This is a genomic window from Pseudomonas sp. yb_9 (assembly GCF_043103635.1).
GTDB lineage: Bacteria > Pseudomonadota > Gammaproteobacteria > Pseudomonadales > Pseudomonadaceae > Aquipseudomonas > Aquipseudomonas monteilii.
On record NZ_JBICKA010000016.1, the window covers coordinates 32,070 to 49,558 of the forward strand.

General features: G+C 62.6%; 15 protein-coding genes. 9 read left to right on the forward strand and 6 right to left on the reverse strand.

Annotation, left to right across the window (positions count from 1 at the left end):
• Positions 1-104: 104 nt before the first annotated feature.
• From zwf to ACF8MI_RS04130, 3 genes are read left to right on the forward strand one after another with little or no spacing between them, the layout of a single operon-like run.
• A complete protein-coding gene (zwf, locus tag ACF8MI_RS04120; protein ID WP_104834051.1) occupies positions 105-1,574 on the forward strand; it encodes a glucose-6-phosphate dehydrogenase in 1,470 nt (489 codons plus the stop codon).
• On the forward strand, positions 1,561-2,274 hold the full coding sequence (gene pgl, locus ACF8MI_RS04125) for a 6-phosphogluconolactonase (protein ID WP_156867085.1): 714 nt from the start codon (positions 1,561-1,563) through the stop codon (positions 2,272-2,274). The genes zwf and pgl overlap by 14 nt, the downstream gene beginning before the upstream one ends.
• Positions 2,275-2,291: 17 nt before the next feature.
• On the forward strand, positions 2,292-2,972 hold the full coding sequence (locus ACF8MI_RS04130) for a bifunctional 4-hydroxy-2-oxoglutarate aldolase/2-dehydro-3-deoxy-phosphogluconate aldolase (RefSeq protein WP_104834053.1): 681 nt from the start codon (positions 2,292-2,294) through the stop codon (positions 2,970-2,972).
• Between the two features lie 237 nt (positions 2,973-3,209).
• On the opposite strand, the gene leuA is transcribed toward ACF8MI_RS04130, so the two are convergent.
• The 4 genes from leuA to ACF8MI_RS04150 form a co-directional block, all read right to left on the reverse strand.
• Positions 3,210-4,883, reverse strand: a complete 1,674-nt coding sequence (gene leuA, locus ACF8MI_RS04135; RefSeq protein WP_060497425.1) for a 2-isopropylmalate synthase — start codon at positions 4,881-4,883, stop codon at positions 3,210-3,212.
• A gap of 432 nt (positions 4,884-5,315) precedes the next feature.
• Positions 5,316-6,143: a M23 family metallopeptidase gene (locus ACF8MI_RS04140; protein ID WP_060497424.1), complete on the reverse strand. Its 828-nt coding sequence runs from the start codon at positions 6,141-6,143 to the stop codon at positions 5,316-5,318.
• A gap of 3 nt (positions 6,144-6,146) precedes the next feature.
• Entirely contained in the window at positions 6,147-7,526 is a 1,380-nt protein-coding gene (gene xseA, locus ACF8MI_RS04145) for an exodeoxyribonuclease VII large subunit (RefSeq protein WP_156867083.1), read from the reverse strand.
• Positions 7,486-8,442, reverse strand: a complete 957-nt coding sequence (locus ACF8MI_RS04150; RefSeq protein WP_392517374.1) for a LysR family transcriptional regulator — start codon at positions 8,440-8,442, stop codon at positions 7,486-7,488. Before ACF8MI_RS04150 ends, xseA begins: the two co-directional genes overlap by 41 nt.
• A 97-nt stretch (positions 8,443-8,539) precedes the next feature.
• Here ACF8MI_RS04150 and ACF8MI_RS04155 point away from each other — a divergent pair, with 97 nt between their 5' ends.
• The 4 genes from ACF8MI_RS04155 (at position 8,540) to guaA (ending at position 13,112) form a co-directional block, all read left to right on the forward strand.
• Positions 8,540-9,295 carry a sulfite exporter TauE/SafE family protein gene (locus tag ACF8MI_RS04155; protein ID WP_156867082.1) on the forward strand — a complete coding sequence of 252 codons (756 nt, stop codon included), beginning with the start codon at positions 8,540-8,542 and terminating at the stop codon, positions 9,293-9,295.
• Between the two features lie 47 nt (positions 9,296-9,342).
• The gene (locus tag ACF8MI_RS04160) at positions 9,343-9,900 is read left to right on the forward strand and encodes a hypothetical protein (protein ID WP_028698964.1); all 558 of its coding nucleotides are present in this window, start codon (positions 9,343-9,345) and stop codon (positions 9,898-9,900) included.
• A gap of 86 nt (positions 9,901-9,986) precedes the next feature.
• A complete protein-coding gene (gene guaB, locus ACF8MI_RS04165) occupies positions 9,987-11,456 on the forward strand; it encodes an IMP dehydrogenase (RefSeq protein ID WP_012270723.1) in 1,470 nt (489 codons plus the stop codon).
• 78 nt (positions 11,457-11,534) lie between these two features.
• The gene (gene guaA / locus ACF8MI_RS04170; protein WP_060497421.1) at positions 11,535-13,112 is read left to right on the forward strand and encodes a glutamine-hydrolyzing GMP synthase; all 1,578 of its coding nucleotides are present in this window, start codon (positions 11,535-11,537) and stop codon (positions 13,110-13,112) included.
• A gap of 65 nt (positions 13,113-13,177) precedes the next feature.
• On the opposite strand, the gene ACF8MI_RS04175 is transcribed toward guaA, so the two are convergent.
• A complete protein-coding gene (locus ACF8MI_RS04175) occupies positions 13,178-13,633 on the reverse strand; it encodes a GNAT family N-acetyltransferase (protein ID WP_104835414.1) in 456 nt (151 codons plus the stop codon).
• A gap of 208 nt (positions 13,634-13,841) precedes the next feature.
• Here ACF8MI_RS04175 and ACF8MI_RS04180 point away from each other — a divergent pair, with 208 nt between their 5' ends.
• Positions 13,842-15,224 carry a multicopper oxidase family protein gene (locus ACF8MI_RS04180; RefSeq protein ID WP_104834057.1) on the forward strand — a complete coding sequence of 461 codons (1,383 nt, stop codon included), beginning with the start codon at positions 13,842-13,844 and terminating at the stop codon, positions 15,222-15,224.
• A complete protein-coding gene (tadA, locus tag ACF8MI_RS04185) occupies positions 15,224-15,703 on the forward strand; it encodes a tRNA adenosine(34) deaminase TadA (protein WP_104834058.1) in 480 nt (159 codons plus the stop codon). The genes ACF8MI_RS04180 and tadA overlap by 1 nt, the downstream gene beginning before the upstream one ends.
• Before the next feature lie 11 nt (positions 15,704-15,714).
• Here the strand turns inward: tadA and mltF are convergent, their stop codons facing one another.
• A complete protein-coding gene (gene mltF / locus ACF8MI_RS04190; protein WP_019098095.1) occupies positions 15,715-17,172 on the reverse strand; it encodes a membrane-bound lytic murein transglycosylase MltF in 1,458 nt (485 codons plus the stop codon).
• Positions 17,173-17,489: the final 317 nt, after the last annotated feature.

Here is a 17,489-nt window from a genome sequence, read left to right on the forward strand (position 1 = left end):
TCTGTAACACTTGTGTGTAATGTTGTGGTTTTTACTACATTATCCCTTGAAAACCGCATGTGAAAGCGGTATTCCTAGACCAACTTTAGGAAAGAACCAACATCATGGCTGCGATCAGTGTCGAACCTTGCACCTTTGCCCTGTTTGGCGCCCTCGGCGACCTGGCATTGCGCAAGCTGTTTCCTGCGCTTTACCAGCTTGACCGGGCCAACCTGTTGCACCCGGACACCCGCCTGTTGGCGCTGGCCCGCGAAGCCGGCAGCGCGCAGGAGCACCTGAACAGCATCGAGGCGCACCTGCGCCGGCATGTGCCCGAGGCGGATATCGAGCCAGCAGCGCTGGGACGCTTTCTCGCCAGGCTGAAATACCAGCATCTGGATTTTCTTCAGCCCGAGGGCTATCAGGCCCTGGCCGAGCAATTGCCAGGCGAACTGCCGCTGATCGCTTACTTCGCCACGGCGGCAGCGGTGTATGGGGCAATCTGTGAAAACCTCGACAAGGCCGGGCTGGCCCCGCGCACCCGTGTGGTGCTGGAAAAGCCTATTGGCCACGACCTGGAGTCGTCGCGTCGGGTCAACGATGCCGTAGCACGGTTCTTCCCCGAAAGCCGGGTTTACCGTATCGATCACTACCTGGGCAAAGAGACGGTGCAAAACCTCATTGCACTGCGTTTCGCCAACAGCCTGTTCGAAACCCAGTGGAACCAGAATTCCATCTCCCATGTGGAGATCACCGTCGCCGAAAAGGTCGGTATCGAAGGCCGCTGGGGCTACTTCGACAAGGCTGGCCAACTGCGTGACATGATCCAGAACCACCTGCTGCAGCTGCTGTGCCTGATCGCCATGGACCCGCCCAGCGAACTGTCGGCCGATGCCATTCGCGACGAGAAGGTAAAAGTGCTCAAGGCCCTGGCACCGATCACCGGCGACGGGCTAAGCACCCGTGTGGTGCGTGGCCAGTACATTGCCGGCTACAGCGAAGGCAAACCGGTGCCCGGCTACCTGGAAGAAGACAACGCCAATGCCCAGAGCGACACCGAAACGTTCGTCGCACTGCGTGCCGACATTCGCAACTGGCGCTGGTCGGGCGTGCCGTTTTACTTGCGTACCGGCAAGCGCATGCCGCAGAAACTGTCGCAGATCGTTATCCACTTCAAGGAAACGCCGCACTACATCTTCGCCCCGGAACAGCGTTTGCAGATCGGTAACAAGCTGATCATCCGCCTGCAACCGGACGAAGGCATTTCTTTACGGGTAATGACCAAGGAGCAGGGCCTGGACAAGGGCATGCAACTGCGTAGCGGCCCGTTGCAGTTGAATTTTTCCGACACCTGGCGCAGTGCGCGGATTCCGGATGCCTACGAGCGCTTGCTGCTCGAAGTGATGCGTGGCAACCAGAACCTGTTCGTGCGCAAGGACGAAATCGAATATGCCTGGAAATGGTGCGACCAGTTGATCGCCGGCTGGCGTAATGCGGGCGATGCGCCCAAGCCTTACGCGGCGGGCTCCTGGGGGCCGATGAGCTCGATTGCACTGATCACACGCGATGGGAGGGCGTGGTATGGGGATATCTGAACTGAAATTGCCAGCGGCTGTGAAGGTACACGCGCTGGCAGATGCCAAGGCGCTGGCCGCCACTCAAGCCCACGACGTGGCCGAGCGCCTGCGTGCGGCGATTGCTGCCAAGGGCCAGGCCTGCCTGGTGCTGTCCGGCGGCCGCAGCCCGGTGCCGTTCCTGGAGAAGCTGGCCAGCGAAAACCTGGACTGGTCCAAGGTCACCGTCAGCCTGGCCGATGAGCGCTGGGTGCCCGTGGAGCACGCCGACAGCAATGCTGGCCTGCTGGCCCGCCACCTGCTGAAGGGTGCAGCGGCCAAGGCCCGCTTTGTTGGCCTGTACCAGCAGGCGGAGAACCTCGATGCTGCCGCGCTCAAGGCCGACCAGGCCTTGGCCGGGCTGCCACTTATCGATGTGCTGGTGCTGGGCATGGGCGACGATGGCCATACCGCCTCGCTGTTCCCGGGCAGCCCTAACCTGGAAGCAGGTCTGGACCTGTCCAGTCCGCGCCGCTGCCTGCCGTTGCTGGCACCGAGCGTGCCGCACCAGCGCCTGTCGATGACCCGCTCGCTGCTGGCCAGCGCCGCCTTTACTGCGCTGTCCGTGCAAGGCCAGGGCAAACTCGCTACCCTGCGCGCCGCGCTGGCTGGCAACGACCTCACTGAAATGCCGATTCGCGCTTTTCTTCACGACCCCCTGGACATCTACTGGTGCCCATGAGCCAAGGATCCACAGTCATGACCACCCTTGAACGCCCACAGCCCAAGCTCTCGATGGCCGACAAAGCCGCGCGGATCGATGCCATTTGCGAAAAGGCGCGCATCCTGCCGGTGATCACCATCGCCCGTGAGGAAGACATCCTGCCACTGGCTGATGCCCTGGCCGCCGGCGGCATCCGTACCCTGGAAGTGACCCTGCGTTCGCAGCATGGCCTGAAGGCCATCCAGGTGCTGCGTGAACAGCGCCCGGAGCTGTGCGTCGGCGCCGGTACCGTGCTGGATCGCAGCATGTTCGCTGCTGTCGAAGCGGCCGGTGCGCAGTTCGTCGTTACACCCGGCATAACCCAGGACATTCTGGAAGCCGGTGTGGACAGTGAAATCCCGTTGCTGCCGGGCATCAGCACCCCGTCCGAAATCATGACGGGCTACGCCTTGGGTTACCGCCGCTTCAAGCTGTTCCCGGCGGAAATCAGCGGCGGTGTTGCAGCGATCAAGGCCTTTGGCGGGCCGTTCGGTGATATCCGCTTCTGCCCAACCGGTGGCGTCAATCCGGCCAACGTGCGCAATTACATGGCCTTGCCTAATGTGATGTGCGTGGGCGGGACCTGGATGCTCGACAGCAGCTGGATCAAGAACGGCGACTGGGCGCGGATCGAGGCGTGCAGTGCCGAGGCGATGGCGTTGCTGGACGCCAACTGAATTTGTTGTGTGCTTTACGGCTTATGGGGCGCTTGGTCGGCGCCCCTTTTTTTGCCTGGAATTCCTGTGTTACCTGTGCTGGCCCTTTCGCGGGTAAACCCGCTCCCACAGGGCACGCACCGTTCCGCAGAGCAGTGCAGTACCTGTGGGAGCGGGTTTACCCGCGAAAGGGCCGGCAAGGCCAACAAAAAAGCCCGCATCAAACGATGCGGGCTTTCTCATTCATCGCGCTCTGGCTCAGGCCGCCTTGGCTTCCTGCTGGCTCAACGAGCGGTTCAGTGCGCTGAACAGCGCCTTGAAGCTGGCGGTGGTGATGTTTTCATCGATACCCACACCATGCACCGGACGGCCACCGGCTACGCGCAATTCAATGTAGGCAGCAGCCTTGGCATTGGTGCCTGCGCCAATGGCATGCTCGTTGTAGTCCATGATCTCCACCGAGATCGGCAGGCCGGCCACCAAGGCTTCCAGGGCACCATTGCCCTTGCCGCGCCAGTGCAGGGTGGTTTCGCCTTCACCGGCCACTTCCACTTCCACGGCGCTGTGGCCGTTTTCTTCCTGCAGGCGGTGGCTGACCAGCGCGTACGGCGCGTTGGCCTGGAGGTATTCTTTGTGCAGCAGGCTGTAGATCTGCTGGGCGGTCATTTCCAGGCCCAGGCGGTCGGTTTCACCCTGGACGACCTGGCTGAATTCGATCTGCATGCGGCGTGGCAGGCTGATGCCGTATTCCTGCTCGAGCAGGTAGGTGATGCCGCCTTTGCCCGACTGGCTGTTGACGCGGATGACCGCCTCGTAGCTGCGGCCGATGTCGGCCGGGTCGATTGGCAGGTACGGCACTTCCCAAAGCTCGCCTTCCTGCTGCTTGGCGAAGCCTTTGCGGATGGCGTCCTGGTGCGATCCGGAGAATGCGGTGTGGACCAGATCGCCCACATACGGGTGACGTGGGTGCACCGGCAACTGGTTGCACTCTTCGACCACTTTGCGCACGCCGTCGATGTCGGAGAAGTCCAGCAACGGGTCGATGCCTTGGGTGTAGAGGTTCAGTGCCAAGGTCACCAGGTCGACGTTACCGGTACGCTCGCCGTTGCCGAACAGGCAGCCTTCGGCGCGGTCGGCACCCGCCATCAGGCCCAGTTCGGTGGCGGCGATGCCGGTGCCGCGGTCGTTGTGGCAGTGCAGGCTGATGATCACGCTGTCGCGACGGCTGACGTTGCGGCAGAACCACTCGATCTGGTCGGCGTAGATGTTCGGCGTAGACACTTCCACCGTGGCCGGCAGGTTGAGGATGATCTTATGCTCAGGCGTCGGGTTCCACACCTCGATGACTGCGTCACAGACTTCCTTGGCGAACTCCATTTCGGTGGCGCTGAAGGTTTCTGGCGAGTACTGGAAGGTCCACTGGGTTTCCGGCTGCTGGGCAGCGTACTTGACGAACAGCTTGGCCGCGTTCACCGCGATGTCCTTCACGCCTTGCTTGTCCTGGTTGAAGACGATGCGGCGGAACGACGGGCTGGTGGCGTTGTACAGGTGGACGATGGCTTTCTTGGCACCGCGCAGCGACTCGAAGGTTCGGGCGATCAGGTCTTCACGCGCCTGGGTGAGCACCTGGATAGTGGTGTCATCCGGAATATGGCCGTCTTGAATGAGGGTACGCACGAAGTCGAAGTCGGTTTGCGAGGCAGACGGGAACGAGGCTTCGATTTCCTTCACGCCCACCTGCACCAGGGTCTTCCAGAAGCGCAGTTTCTTCTCCGAATCCATCGGCTCGATCAGCGACTGGTTGCCATCACGCAGGTCGGAGCTGCACCAGATCGGCGCGGCAGTGATGGTCTTCGAGGGCCAGGTGCGGTCAGGCAGGTCGATGGTCGGGAAAGCGCGGTACTTCTTCGAAGGGTCTTTGAGCATGGTCATGGAAGCAATCCTTTTGTGTGCGGCCGAGATCGGGCCTGCCGAGCGATAACGAGATGAAGAGGCGAGGCGACACGATTCAACCTGGTAGTCGGGCGCTGACCAGGCAGAGGCTGCGATGTTGTCGGAGCAGGATGAGGGTGCTGAAGGTTTTCATGCCCTCAAACTTAACCAGTGGGGTGGGGGATGGCAAGCGTTCGAGGAAAATTGAGAGGAATGCTTAAAAAAAGTTCTTGTGCGAGATTTTATCGCTGGAATTTTCTGAATGATTATTGAATGTTGCGCGGTATTTTTCGATTGCGCAACACGGCGGAATTGATGTCGGCAGTGCTGGCCTCTTCGCGGGCTTGCCCGCTCCGCAGGTACAGCGCGGCCTTCGAGAGCGGCGCAATACCGGTGGGAGCGGGCATGCCCGCGAAGCAGGCGCCGCCGATACTAGGGCTGGAACGCCCCAATGAATATCGCCGGATCCACCCGCGCGTCATTCAGGCTGACGTTCCAGTGCATATGCGGCCCGGTCGCCCGCCCGGTGGAGCCCACACGCCCGACCACCTCGCCACGACGCAGCTGCTGCCCCTCCTGCACATCGATCTTCGACATGTGGCAGAACATGCTGATGAAGCCCTGCCCATGGTCGACGAACACTGTGCGGCCATTGAAGAAGTAGTCCCCCACCAGAATCACCTTGCCATTGGCCGGGGTCTTGATTGGCGTGCCCGCCGGCACCGCGAAGTCCAGCCCGGCATGCGGGTTGCGTTCTTCGCCATTGAAGAAGCGGCGCACGCCAAACTTGCTCGACAGCGGGCCGTTGACCGGCTTGTCGAGGATCAGGTTGCTCGGCAGGCTCGGGCTGAAACTGCGGTAGGCCTTGATCTGCTCGGCCAGTTCGCGGTCGATGCGCTTGAGGTCGGCCGGGTTCGGGTTGACCTGGCGGGTGTTCTTCAGGGTGATGCGCTGCTCGGGGTATTTCTTGCTCCCCACGCTGAAAGGCAGCGTGCGACCGCCCTGGTTCAAAGTGGCAGTGCCGGGCTTCTGGGTCAGCGGGATGCCGACGATGGCCAGCCAGGTATCCTGCTCCTTCACCACCAGCACCGGCTTGCCGTCGAAGCGGGCACTGGGCGCGCTGGCGGCGGGGCCCAGGTCGACCACCGCCACGCCGCCGGGCACCGGCTTATTCAATGTGCGGGTGATGTAGCTGGCCTGAGCGCCGCCGGCCAGCAGCAACAGGGAAAGGGCAAGCAGGGGCGCAAGCAGGCGGGGCATGTGTCAGTCCAGTAGTGAGAGGGTGACCGGGGTCAGGTGGTTGTCTTCGACCCGCACCAGCAGCTCGCCTTCGTTCAGGCGAGCGGTCAGGCGCTGGCCGTTGCGGGTCTGTTCGGCGCTGCGGATGGCCTGGCCTTGTTCATCCAGCAAAATGCTGTAGCCGCGGGCGAGGGTGGCCAGCGGGCTGACCACCTGCAAGGTTTGCAACTGAGCCTGGAAGCGCTGGCGGCGATCTTTGAGCACGTCGCGCATGGCCCGTGGCAGGCGCTCGGCCAGGCTGTCCAGGCGCTGACTCAGCAGTTTCAGGGTACGCCCCGGATGCTGTGCGGCCAAGCGCGTCTCCAGGCGTGCCAGGCGTTCGCGGCGCTGGTTGAGGCTGAGCATGAAGGCGCGGCGCAGATGCATGTCCAGGTCGTCCAGGCGCTGGGCCTGCTGGCGCAAACGCTCGCCCGGGTGGCGCAGGCGCCGGGCCAGGGAATCCAGGCGCAGGCGGTCGTGGGTCAGGCGGTTCTGCATGCGCAGCAGCAGGCGCCGTTGCAGGCCATCCAGGCGTTGCTGCAGGCCACTGTTGTCGGGGGCCAGCAGTTCGGCGGCAGCAGACGGTGTGGGCGCGCGCACGTCAGCGACAAAGTCGCTGATCGACACATCGGTTTCATGGCCCACGGCGCTGACAATCGGCGTGACGCAGGCGGCAACCGCACGCGCCACGGCTTCTTCGTTGAAACACCACAGGTCTTCCAGCGAGCCGCCTCCGCGGGCCAGGATCAGCGCATCGAAACCGAGGCTGTCGGCGAGGCGGATGGCACGCACGATCTGCGCGATGGCCTCGCGCCCCTGTACCGCTGTCGGGATCAGGTTCAGCTCTACCTGGGGGGCACGGCGGCCGAACACACTGATGATGTCGCGGATCACTGCACCGGTGGGTGACGTGATGATGCCGATGCGCTGTGGGTGGGCCGGTAGCGGCTTCTTGCGTTCGGCGCTGAACAGCCCCTCGGCACCGAGCTTTTCCTTGAGGGCTTCGAATGCCAGGCGAAGTGCGCCATCGCCGGCCGGCTCGACGGTGTCGAGAATCAGCTGGTAGTCGCCACGCCCCTCGAACAGTGAAACCTTGCCGCGCACACGAACGGCAAGGCCATCTCGCAGGGCTTGGCGTACGCGGGTGGCATTCTGCCGGAACAATGCACAGCGCACCTGAGCGCCGCTGTCCTTGAGGGTGAAGTACATGTGGCCGGACGCGGGGCGGGCGAGGTTGGAAATCTCGCCTTCCACCCACACGCTGCGGAACACGTCTTCCAGCAGCACGCGGGCGCGGCCGTTGAGTTGGCTGACGGTAAGGACCTCACGGTCCAGGCCGAGTCGTTCGAAGGGGTCTTTGATCATGGCGGGCATCATAAAGGACATCGGCCCCGGTTGTCTGTCCCGGCCCTATCGCCTTCACGAACTGGCGCACCATCTGCCCTACGTCACGTCGGCAAGCCAGCGCTACGGTGCTCTCGCAGCCCCCTTCCAGCGCCACGAAACTGACCGAAGCCGGCGCAATTTCACGCATGCACGCTGGCAGTAACGCCACCCCGAAACCCGCCTGAATCAGCTGCAATTGCGTAGTTTTGCGCGACAGCACCTGCGCCGCGCGCGGAAAGAAGCCGGCCGCCATGCACAACGAAGCCGACAGGTAACTCAGCCCGCCACGGTCCCGGTGCGGGATGGAAATAAAGCGTTCTTCCCTCAATTGCTCCAGTTGAACGTGCGGCGCGTTGGCCAATGGGTGCTCAGCAGCGACCGCCAGCAACAGCGGTTCGCTGAACAGTTCATGCAGCACCACGCCTTCGTGCTGGCGCAGCACCGGCAAGCGCAGCAGGCCGATATCCAGCCGCCCCCCCGCAATATCCTCCAACTGGGCCTCCGACGACTGCTGCGCGATCTCCAGCGAAACCCCCGGGTTTTCCCGCAGATAGTCCCCCAGGCGAGCCAGCAACGGGCCGATCAGCGGCACGGTGCTGGAATGGTTCAGGCGCAGGCTGCCCTGCAACCCCTCGCCAATGTCGCGCGTAACGCGCTCTGCTTGCGCCAGGTCGGCCAGCAAGCGGCGAGCCCGTTCGAGAAAGGCCTGCCCGGCTAGCGTCAGGCGTGGCAGGCGTGCTGTGCGTTCGAACAGTGGCGTGCCCAGTTGCTGCTCCAGCTCCTTGATCTGCCGGCTTAGCGCCGATTGTGCGATGTATAGCCGTTCGGCGGCGCCGCTGAAGCTGCCACACTCGGCAATTTCCACGAAGTAACGCAACTGGCGGATCGACGTCATGTCATGCCTTTTCAAGATAGCTATGGCGATAAAGGCATATTAGTCGGCATTGCTCATGGCTGGCTAACCTTGGCCTGTCTTTTCAGGAACTGCCGCCATGCTTGCCCAACTGTCGTTTTCCGGCCTTGACTGGCTGCCCATCCTGTTCGGTGTCGGTGCCGCCTACATCGTTTTTGGCATCGCCGGTTTCGGCACGGCGCTGGTGGCCGGCCCTGTGCTGATCCACTTCATGCCGTTGTCACGCATCATTCCGCTGTTGGTGCTGCTGGACTTCGTTGCCGCGTTTGGCAACCTGCTGCCATCGCGCCGGGACGTGGTGCGCAGCGAGTTGCTGCGGCTGCTGCCGTTCATGGCGCTGGGCTGCGCGCTGGGCGTGGTATTTCTTCTGCAACTGAAATCCGACCTTTTGCTGCTGCTGATGGGCTTGTTCGTCACGGCCTACGCGCTTTACGGGTTGGCGGTGAAGGTGCGGCCGGCCCGGTTGTCTGGCGTGTGGGCGGTGCCGATGGGTACGGCAGGTGGTTTGTTCGGTGCGCTATTTGGCAGCGGCGGTTTCTTGTACGCCCTTTACCTGAGCGCACGGCTGGAGGTAAAGGAGCAGGTTCGTGCCACCCAGAGCGCGCTGATCAGTTGCAGCACGGTGGTGCGCCTGACGCTGTTCCTGGTCGCCGGTGTCTATGCCGACCAAAGCTTGCTGCTGCTTGCCGTCTGCTTGCTGCCGGTCATGTTCGTCGGCCTTTGGCTGGGGCGTAGGCTGACCCACCGGCTGTCCCGTGAGGCGTTTGTACGCTTGGTCACCTGGCTGGTGCTGGCCAGCGGGTTGGCGTTGATCGGTCGCTACCTGAGCGCCTGAGCGGTAGAATTGCGTCATTACCGCAGTTTTTCAGGCTTTTCCCGTTCATGAACACCCAGAGCATCATCGTTCCCAAGCTGTCCACCGTCCCGGTGCATGAAGCCCGCGCCCGCGCCATCCTGCGCTGGCTGGTGCGCGAAAAGGTCGTCGAGGAGCAACTGACCACCTGTGGCCGCACCGGCAACCGCATGGGGCATGCCTTGGCTGCAGGCGCGCGCAAAGTGGCCCTGCACCCGGAAAAACTGCCCTTCGGCCAGCAGGTCAACGGCCTGGAAGTGATGCTCAAGCGCTGCATCTATACCCCGACCGATGGCTTTCTTGAAGAAGCCGGTTGCCCGGAATGCCGGCGCGAAGTGGGCGAGCCGCTGTTCGAAAGCCTGGAAGAGTGGATGCCGGGGGTAAGTGACAACTTCACCTGCCCGTTGTGCGGCTTCGAAGATGACATCAATGGCTTCATTTACCTGCAGCCATGTGCCTTTTCCAACCTGGGGTTCATCTTCAACAACTGGGGCGAGGCCGGGTTCACCCAGGCCTTTCTCGACAGCTTCGCCGACTGGCTCGACCAGCCGGTGGCCGTGGTGCAGGTAAAACTGCCACAAGGCTGACCGAAGGCCCTTATTTTGCATTGAGCGGCGCGCCGTGCATGAGTATAATGGCGCGCTTCCATTTTTCCCGCCCGGGAGCCCCCGCGATGCTGCGTATCAGCCAAGAAGCCCTGACCTTCGACGATATCCTCCTTGTACCTGGTTATTCCGAGGTACTGCCCAATGAAGTCAGTCTCAAGACCCGTTTGACCCGTGGCATCGAGCTGAACATTCCGCTGGTTTCCGCCGCCATGGATACCGTGACCGAAGCGCGCCTGGCCATTGCCATGGCCCAGGAAGGCGGTATCGGCATCATCCACAAGAACATGACCATCGAACAGCAGGCCGGCGAAGTGCGCAAGGTCAAGAAGTTCGAGGCTGGCGTGGTCAAGGACCCGATCACCATCGAGGCCGACGCCACCGTGCGCGACCTGTTCGACCTGACCCGCCTGAATAACATCTCCGGCGTACCGGTGCTGGCGAACGGCGACCTGGTCGGCATCGTCACTTCCCGTGACGTGCGCTTCGAAACCCGCCTGGACGCCAAGGTCCGCGACGTGATGACGCCAAAAGAGCGTCTGGTCACCGTCCGCGAAGGCGCCGACAAGAACGAAGTGCGCGAGCTGCTGCACAAGCACCGCCTGGAAAAGGTCCTGATCGTTGACGACAAGTTCAACCTCAAGGGCATGATGACCGTCAAGGACATCGAAAAAGCCAAGGCCTACCCGCTGGCCAGCAAGGACGACCAAGGTCGCCTGCGCGTTGGCGCTGCGGTCGGCACCGGCAAGGACACCGGCGAGCGCGTTGCTGCCCTGGTAGCCGCTGGCGTTGACGTGGTGGTTGTCGACACCGCCCACGGCCACTCCAAAGGTGTGATCGACCGCGTTCGCTGGGTAAAAGAAACCTACCCGCAAGTGCAGGTTATCGGCGGCAACATCGCCACCGGCGCCGCTGCCAAGGCCCTGGCCGAAGCGGGCGCTGATGCCGTCAAGGTCGGTATCGGCCCAGGTTCCATCTGCACCACCCGTATCGTTGCCGGTGTCGGCGTGCCGCAAATCAGCGCCATTGCCAACGTTGCCGCCGCACTGGAAGGCACTGGCGTGCCACTGATCGCCGACGGCGGTATCCGCTTCTCCGGTGACCTGTCCAAGGCCATCGTTGCCGGTGCTTCCTGCGTGATGATGGGTTCGATGTTCGCCGGTACCGAAGAGGCTCCGGGTGAAGTCGAGCTGTTCCAGGGCCGTTCCTACAAGGCCTACCGTGGCATGGGCTCGCTGGGTGCCATGGCACAGGCGCAAGGCTCGTCCGACCGTTACTTCCAGGACTCCTCGGCCGGCGCCGAGAAGCTGGTACCGGAAGGCATCGAAGGCCGCGTACCTTATAAAGGCGCCCTGGCCGCGATCATCCACCAGCTGATGGGCGGCCTGCGTTCGTCCATGGGCTACACCGGCAGCGCAACCATCGAAGAGATGCGCACCAAGCCGGAATTCGTGCGCATCACCGGTGCCGGCATGGCCGAGTCCCACGTGCATGACGTGCAGATCACCAAAGAAGCCCCTAACTACCGCGTAGGCTGAGGCTTCCAGCAATATAAGCATGCGGGGCTGTCACGACAGCCCCGCGTCGTTTCCGATTTCCACTGACGAGATTGAGTCATGGCCCTCGACATTCACGCTCACCGCATCCTGATCCTCGATTTCGGTTCCCAGTACACCCAGCTGATCGCCCGCCGCGTGCGCGAAATCGGCGTGTACTGCGAACTGCACCCGTTCGACATGGACGATGAAGCGATCCGCGAATTCAATCCGCGCGGCATCATCCTCGCCGGCGGCCCCGAGTCGGTCCACGAAGCCAACAGCCCACGCGCTCCGCAGGCCGTGTTCGACCTGAACGTACCGGTGCTGGGCATCTGCTACGGCATGCAGACCATGGCCGAGCAGATGGGCGGCAAGGTAGAAGGTTCCGACCTGCGTGAATTCGGTTATGCCCGCGTAGACGTAGTCGGCAAGAGCCGCCTGCTCGACGGCATCGAAGACCACGTTGACGACGACGGCGTACTGGGCCTGGACGTGTGGATGAGCCACGGCGACAAGGTTACCCAGATGCCGGGCAACTTCCACGTACTGGCCAGCACCCCAAGCTGCCCGATCGCCGGCATGTTCGACGATGCCCGTGGCTACTACGGCGTGCAGTTCCACCCGGAAGTGACCCACACCAAACAAGGCGGTCGCATCCTGTCCCGCTTCGTGCAGGACATCTGCGGCTGTGAAGCCCTGTGGACCCCGTCCAACATCGTCGAAGACGCCATCGCCCAGGTGCGTGAGCAAGTCGGTTCGGCCAACGTCCTGCTGGGCCTGTCCGGCGGTGTCGACAGCTCGGTGGTTGCCGCGCTGCTGCACCGCGCCATCGGTGACCAGCTGACCTGCGTATTCGTCGACAACGGCCTGCTGCGCCTGCACGAAGGCGATCAGGTGATGGCCATGTTCAAAGAGAACATGGGCGTCAAAGTGATCCGCGCCGATGCTGAAAAGCAGTTCCTCGACAACCTGGAAGGCGAAGCCGACCCGGAGAAGAAGCGCAAGATCATCGGCCGCACCTTCATCGACATCTTCGATGCCGAAGCCAGCAAGCTGGAAAACATCCAGTTCCTCGCTCAGGGCACCATCTACCCGGACGTGATCGAGTCGGCTGGCGCCAAGAGCGGCAAGGCCCACGTGATCAAGTCGCACCACAACGTGGGCGGCCTGCCGGAAGAGATGAACCTCAAGCTGGTCGAGCCGCTGCGTGAACTGTTCAAGGACGAAGTGCGCAAGATCGGCCTGGAACTGGGCCTGCCGTACGACATGGTCTACCGCCACCCGTTCCCGGGCCCGGGCCTGGGTGTGCGCATCCTGGGTGAAGTGAAGAAGGAATACGCCGACATCCTGCGTCGTGCCGACCACATCTTCATAGAAGAACTGCGCAAGGCCGACTGGTACCACAAGACCAGCCAGGCGTTCGTGGTGTTCCAGCCGGTCAAGTCGGTTGGCGTCGTTGGCGACGGCCGTCGCTACGCCTGGGTCGTGGCCCTGCGTGCCGTCGAGACCGTGGACTTCATGACCGCGCGCTGGGCGCACCTGCCGTACGAACTGCTGGAAACCGTCAGCGGCCGTATCATCAACGAAATCGACGGTATCTCCCGCGTTACCTACGACGTGTCGAGCAAGCCGCCGGCGACTATCGAGTGGGAATGATCCCGCGCCAATAGCCGGAAACACCCAAAAGCCCGCTTGAATGCGGGCTTTTGCATTTCTTGGCGCTACATCGAACTGAGCTGCAGGATCTCGTCTCCCGCTTCATCCTGCTCACCTGTCGGTTTCCAGCCCAGATGACGATAGAAGCCATATGAGCGTACGTTCGGGTCGCTGGAGCAAGCCAGGAAGGGGTGTTCGAACCCCAGCTCCCGCAGCTGATCGACAACCCTCTGAAGCAAACGCTTGCCGGTTCCCTGGCCCTCGTATGCGGGTAGCAGGGCAAGTACGGTGACCTCGCCGCTGTCTTTATCGGCGAAGCAGTAGCCGACTATCTCATCAGCATTGCAAGCCACGAACCCAGGGGAGCACCCATCGCGAATGCCGCTGCTCCAGGTGTCGACGGTTATGCCTAGGGCGCGCAGGTCCTCTTCCGTGAACGCGTTTTCCCTGGTCAGGGCTCGGATGGCAATACAGGTTGCGGCGTCTTCAGGTACTGCAGGGCGAAAGGTAATGGCTGCCATGATGTCGGCCTGGCTGAATAAAAAACCATTGTGCGTGTACAACGGTTTGCCAATCTGTAAACAAGCGTAAGCACCAGGGACAGGGTGGCTTAGGCCATTAAAACAACAGTTCACTTAATCTTTCCTATTTGCAGGTGTATCGTATTCGCCCTTCATCGCCAGCCGCTGCTGGCAGCTTGATTGCGCAGAACACGAGGTACCCGCACCGATGTCCTTCACCCGTCGACAAATGCTCAAGGGCCTCACCGGCCTGGTTGTGGTTGGCCTGGGCGCCGGTGGCGCGGCGCGTTACTGGCTGGGCAAGGTCGAAGACGACAATGCCGGGCATGATTACGAGCTGATCGCCGCGCCGCTGGATGTCGAGCTGGTGCCGGGCTTCAAGACCGAGGCCTGGGCTTTCGGCCCTTCGGCACCAGGCACCGAGCTTCGCGCGCGTCAGGGCACCTGGCTGCGGGTACGCTTCATCAACCACCTGCCGGTGGAAACCACCATTCACTGGCACGGCATTCGCCTGCCGCTGGAAATGGACGGCGTGCCCTACGTCTCGCAACTGCCGGTCAAGCCGGGCGAGTATTTTGACTACAAGTTCCGCGTACCGGATGCCGGCAGCTACTGGTATCACCCGCATGTCAGCAGCTCTGAAGAGCTGGGGCGCGGCCTGGTCGGGCCGCTGATCGTCGAGGAGCGCGAGCCGACCGGCTTCCAGCATGAGCGCACCCTGAGCCTGAAGAACTGGCACGTGGACGAGCAGGGCGCCTGGCTGCCCTTCAGCATCCCGCGTGAGGCCGCGCGTAACGGCACCGCCGGGCGCTTGATCACCATCAATGGCCAGGCAGGCTCGGTCACCGAGCTGCCGGCCGGCCACGTGGTGCGGGTGCGTCTGCTGAACCTGGACAACACCTGGACTTACCGCCTCAACCTCAAGGGCAACTGTGAGGCCAAAATCTATGCCCTCGACGGCAACCCGGTGACCCCGCGCCCATTGGAAGACGAGTACTGGCTCGGCCCGGGCATGCGTATCTGCCTGGCCATCCGTATTCCCGAGGCGGGTGAGGAGATTTCCCTGCGAGACGGTTTCGTGCGCCTGGGCACCCTGCGTTCGGTGGCCAGCAACGACGTGCCGGGTGATTGGCCGCCAGCGCTGCCGCCCAACCCGATCGCCGAGCCGGACCTGGAGAATGCCGAAAAGCTCAACTTCAATTTCGAATGGGCGGCCAACGTCACTGTCACCCCTGACCCGGACAAGCCCTCGAGCATGTGGCAGATCAATGGCCAGGCCTGGGACATCACCGACAAGACCTGCGCCGACCGCCCCATCGCCACGTTGAAGAAGGGCAAGAGCTACATCTTCGAGCTGAAGAACATGACCCAGTACCAGCACCCGATCCACCTGCACGGCATGAGCTTCAAGGTGATTGGCTCCAATCGCCACGACATCAAGGAGCCGTGGTTCACCGATACCTACCTGCTGGGCAAGAACGAGCGCGCCCAGGTGGCCTTGGTGGCGGATAACCCGGGCACCTGGATGTTCCACTGCCACGTCATCGACCACATGGAAACCGGCCTGATGGCCGCGATCGCGGTGGTTTGATGCGCCCGCAGATCATCGATCGCAGCCGCGATCAGGAATTCATGCGCCTGGCACTGACATTGGCTGCGCAAGGCGCAACCATGGGGGAAGTGCCGGTGGGGGCAGTGCTGGTGCAGCATGGCCAGGTGATCGGCCAGGGCTTCAACCGGCCGATCATCGACAGCGACCCCAGTGCGCATGCCGAGATGGTGGCCATCCGCGCAGCGGCGAAGTCTGCCAGTAATTACCGGCTGCCCGGCAGCACCCTTTACGTGACCCTGGAGCCGTGCAGCATGTGTGCGGGGCTGATCGTGCATTCGCGGGTGATGCGCGTGGTGTTTGGCGCACTGGAGCCCAAGGCGGGGATCGTGCAGAGCCAAGGGCAGTTTTTCGGGCAGGGCTTCCTGAACCATCGGGTGATGGTGGAAGGTGGGGTGCTGGCTGAAGAGTGCGGGCAGATCCTCAGTGATTTCTTCAAGGCTCGCCGGGCCAAGTCTTAACCTGTACCGGCCTACATCGGCGGCGACTGATCTGCCGGCTTGTCCTTGTTCACCCCGGGCACATGCAGGTTGCCCTCGGCCACCTGGCCTTCGAGCTGCGGCTGGGTCACCCAGGTGAGGATGTCGTAGTAGCGGCGGATGTTGGCCACGAAGTGCACCGGCTCGCCGCCACGCGCATAGCCGTATTTGGTTTGGCGATACCACTGCTTCTGCGACAGGCGCGGCAGCATTTTCTTCACGTCCAGCCATTTGTTCGGGTTGAGCTTCTCGCGCTTGGCCAGGGTACGGGCGTCTTCCAGGTGGCCGCTGCCGACGTTATAGGCAGCCAGTGCGAACCAGGTGCGGTCCGGCTCCTGAATGCTGTCGTCCAGCTCTTCCTTGATCTTCATGAAGTATTTGGCGCCGCCCTGGATGCTCTGTTTCGGGTCCAGGCGGTTGGATACGCCCATGGCCTGGGCAGTGCGCTGGGTCAGCATCATCAAGCCGCGCACGCCGGTCTTGGAGGTAACCTCCGGCTGCCACATCGATTCCTGATAGCCGATAGCGGCCAGCAGGCGCCAGTCCACCTGCTCGACCTTGGCGTAGCTCTTGAAGTGCTTCTCGTACTTGGGCAAGCGTTGCTGCAGGTGCTGGGCGAAGGTGTAGGCGCCCACATAGCCCAACACGTCGACATGGCCGTAATAACGGTCTTTCAGGCGCTGCAGGGTGCCGTTCTTCTGCGCCTTGTCGAGAAATTCGTTGATCTCGTTGAGCAGGCTGTTGTCTTCGCCCGCAGCCACTGCCCAGCGCTGGTCACGGGTATCGCCCAGGTCGAAGGCAACCCGCACGTTAGGGAAGTACACCTGGTTCATCGCCAGCTCGTTAGAGTCGACCAGGGTCAGGTCGATCTGCCCTTCGTCGACCATGCGCAACAGGTCGACCACCTCGACGGCGTCGGACTCTTCGTATTGCAGGCCCGGGTACTGCTTCTTCAGCTCGGCCAGCTGGTCGGCATGGCTGCTGCCCTTCAGTACCATGATCTTCTTGCCGACCAGGCCCTTGGCGTCTGTGGGGCGCGGGCGGCCGTTGCGGTAGATGACCTGCGGGGTCACTTCCAGGTACGGGTGAGAGTATCTGACCTGGGCCTTGCGCCGCTCGCTGCTGACCAGACCGGCAGCGGCCAGCACCGGGCCGGAGGGCTTGCCGAGGGCGTCGTACAGCTCGTCGAGGTTGTCGGCGGTCTCGATCTGCAGCTTCACGCCGAGATCTTCGGCGAAATGCTGGACCAGCTCGTATTCGAAGCCGGTTTCGCCGTTGCGGTCCTGGAAGTAGGTGGCCGGGCTGTTGCGGGTGATGACGCGCAGCACGCCATCCTCCTTCACGCGCTCGAGGGTGCTGGGTTTTTCAACGCAGGCACCGAGCAGCAGAAAGAGTCCGGTTGCGAGAAGCCATTTGGCGCAACGCTGGCGCAAAGCAGTGTGGGCGAACATAGGTTGCAGTATACGCAAAGGACCGGCCCAACCATATCTCGACAACTGTTAGCTTGTCTGGTAGCGGTTTATGTGATGTGGGGGCGTGGCGGTGGATTGTGTTTGGGCCACCAAGTGCCTGCCGTGAGATGTGTGGCGCCAGGGAGATCGAGCGCCGCCCGCGCGGCGCATCGCGAGCTGCGCTCGCTCCTACGTTTGTTTAGGGCCAGTTACGCCTGTGGCAGGCGCGCGCGACCGCCTTGTTGGTACGACGCAATCTAACGGCATGCGCCAAGGCGTACGCGCGCAAATCCCCCTGGAATAATTGGCCCGGAACA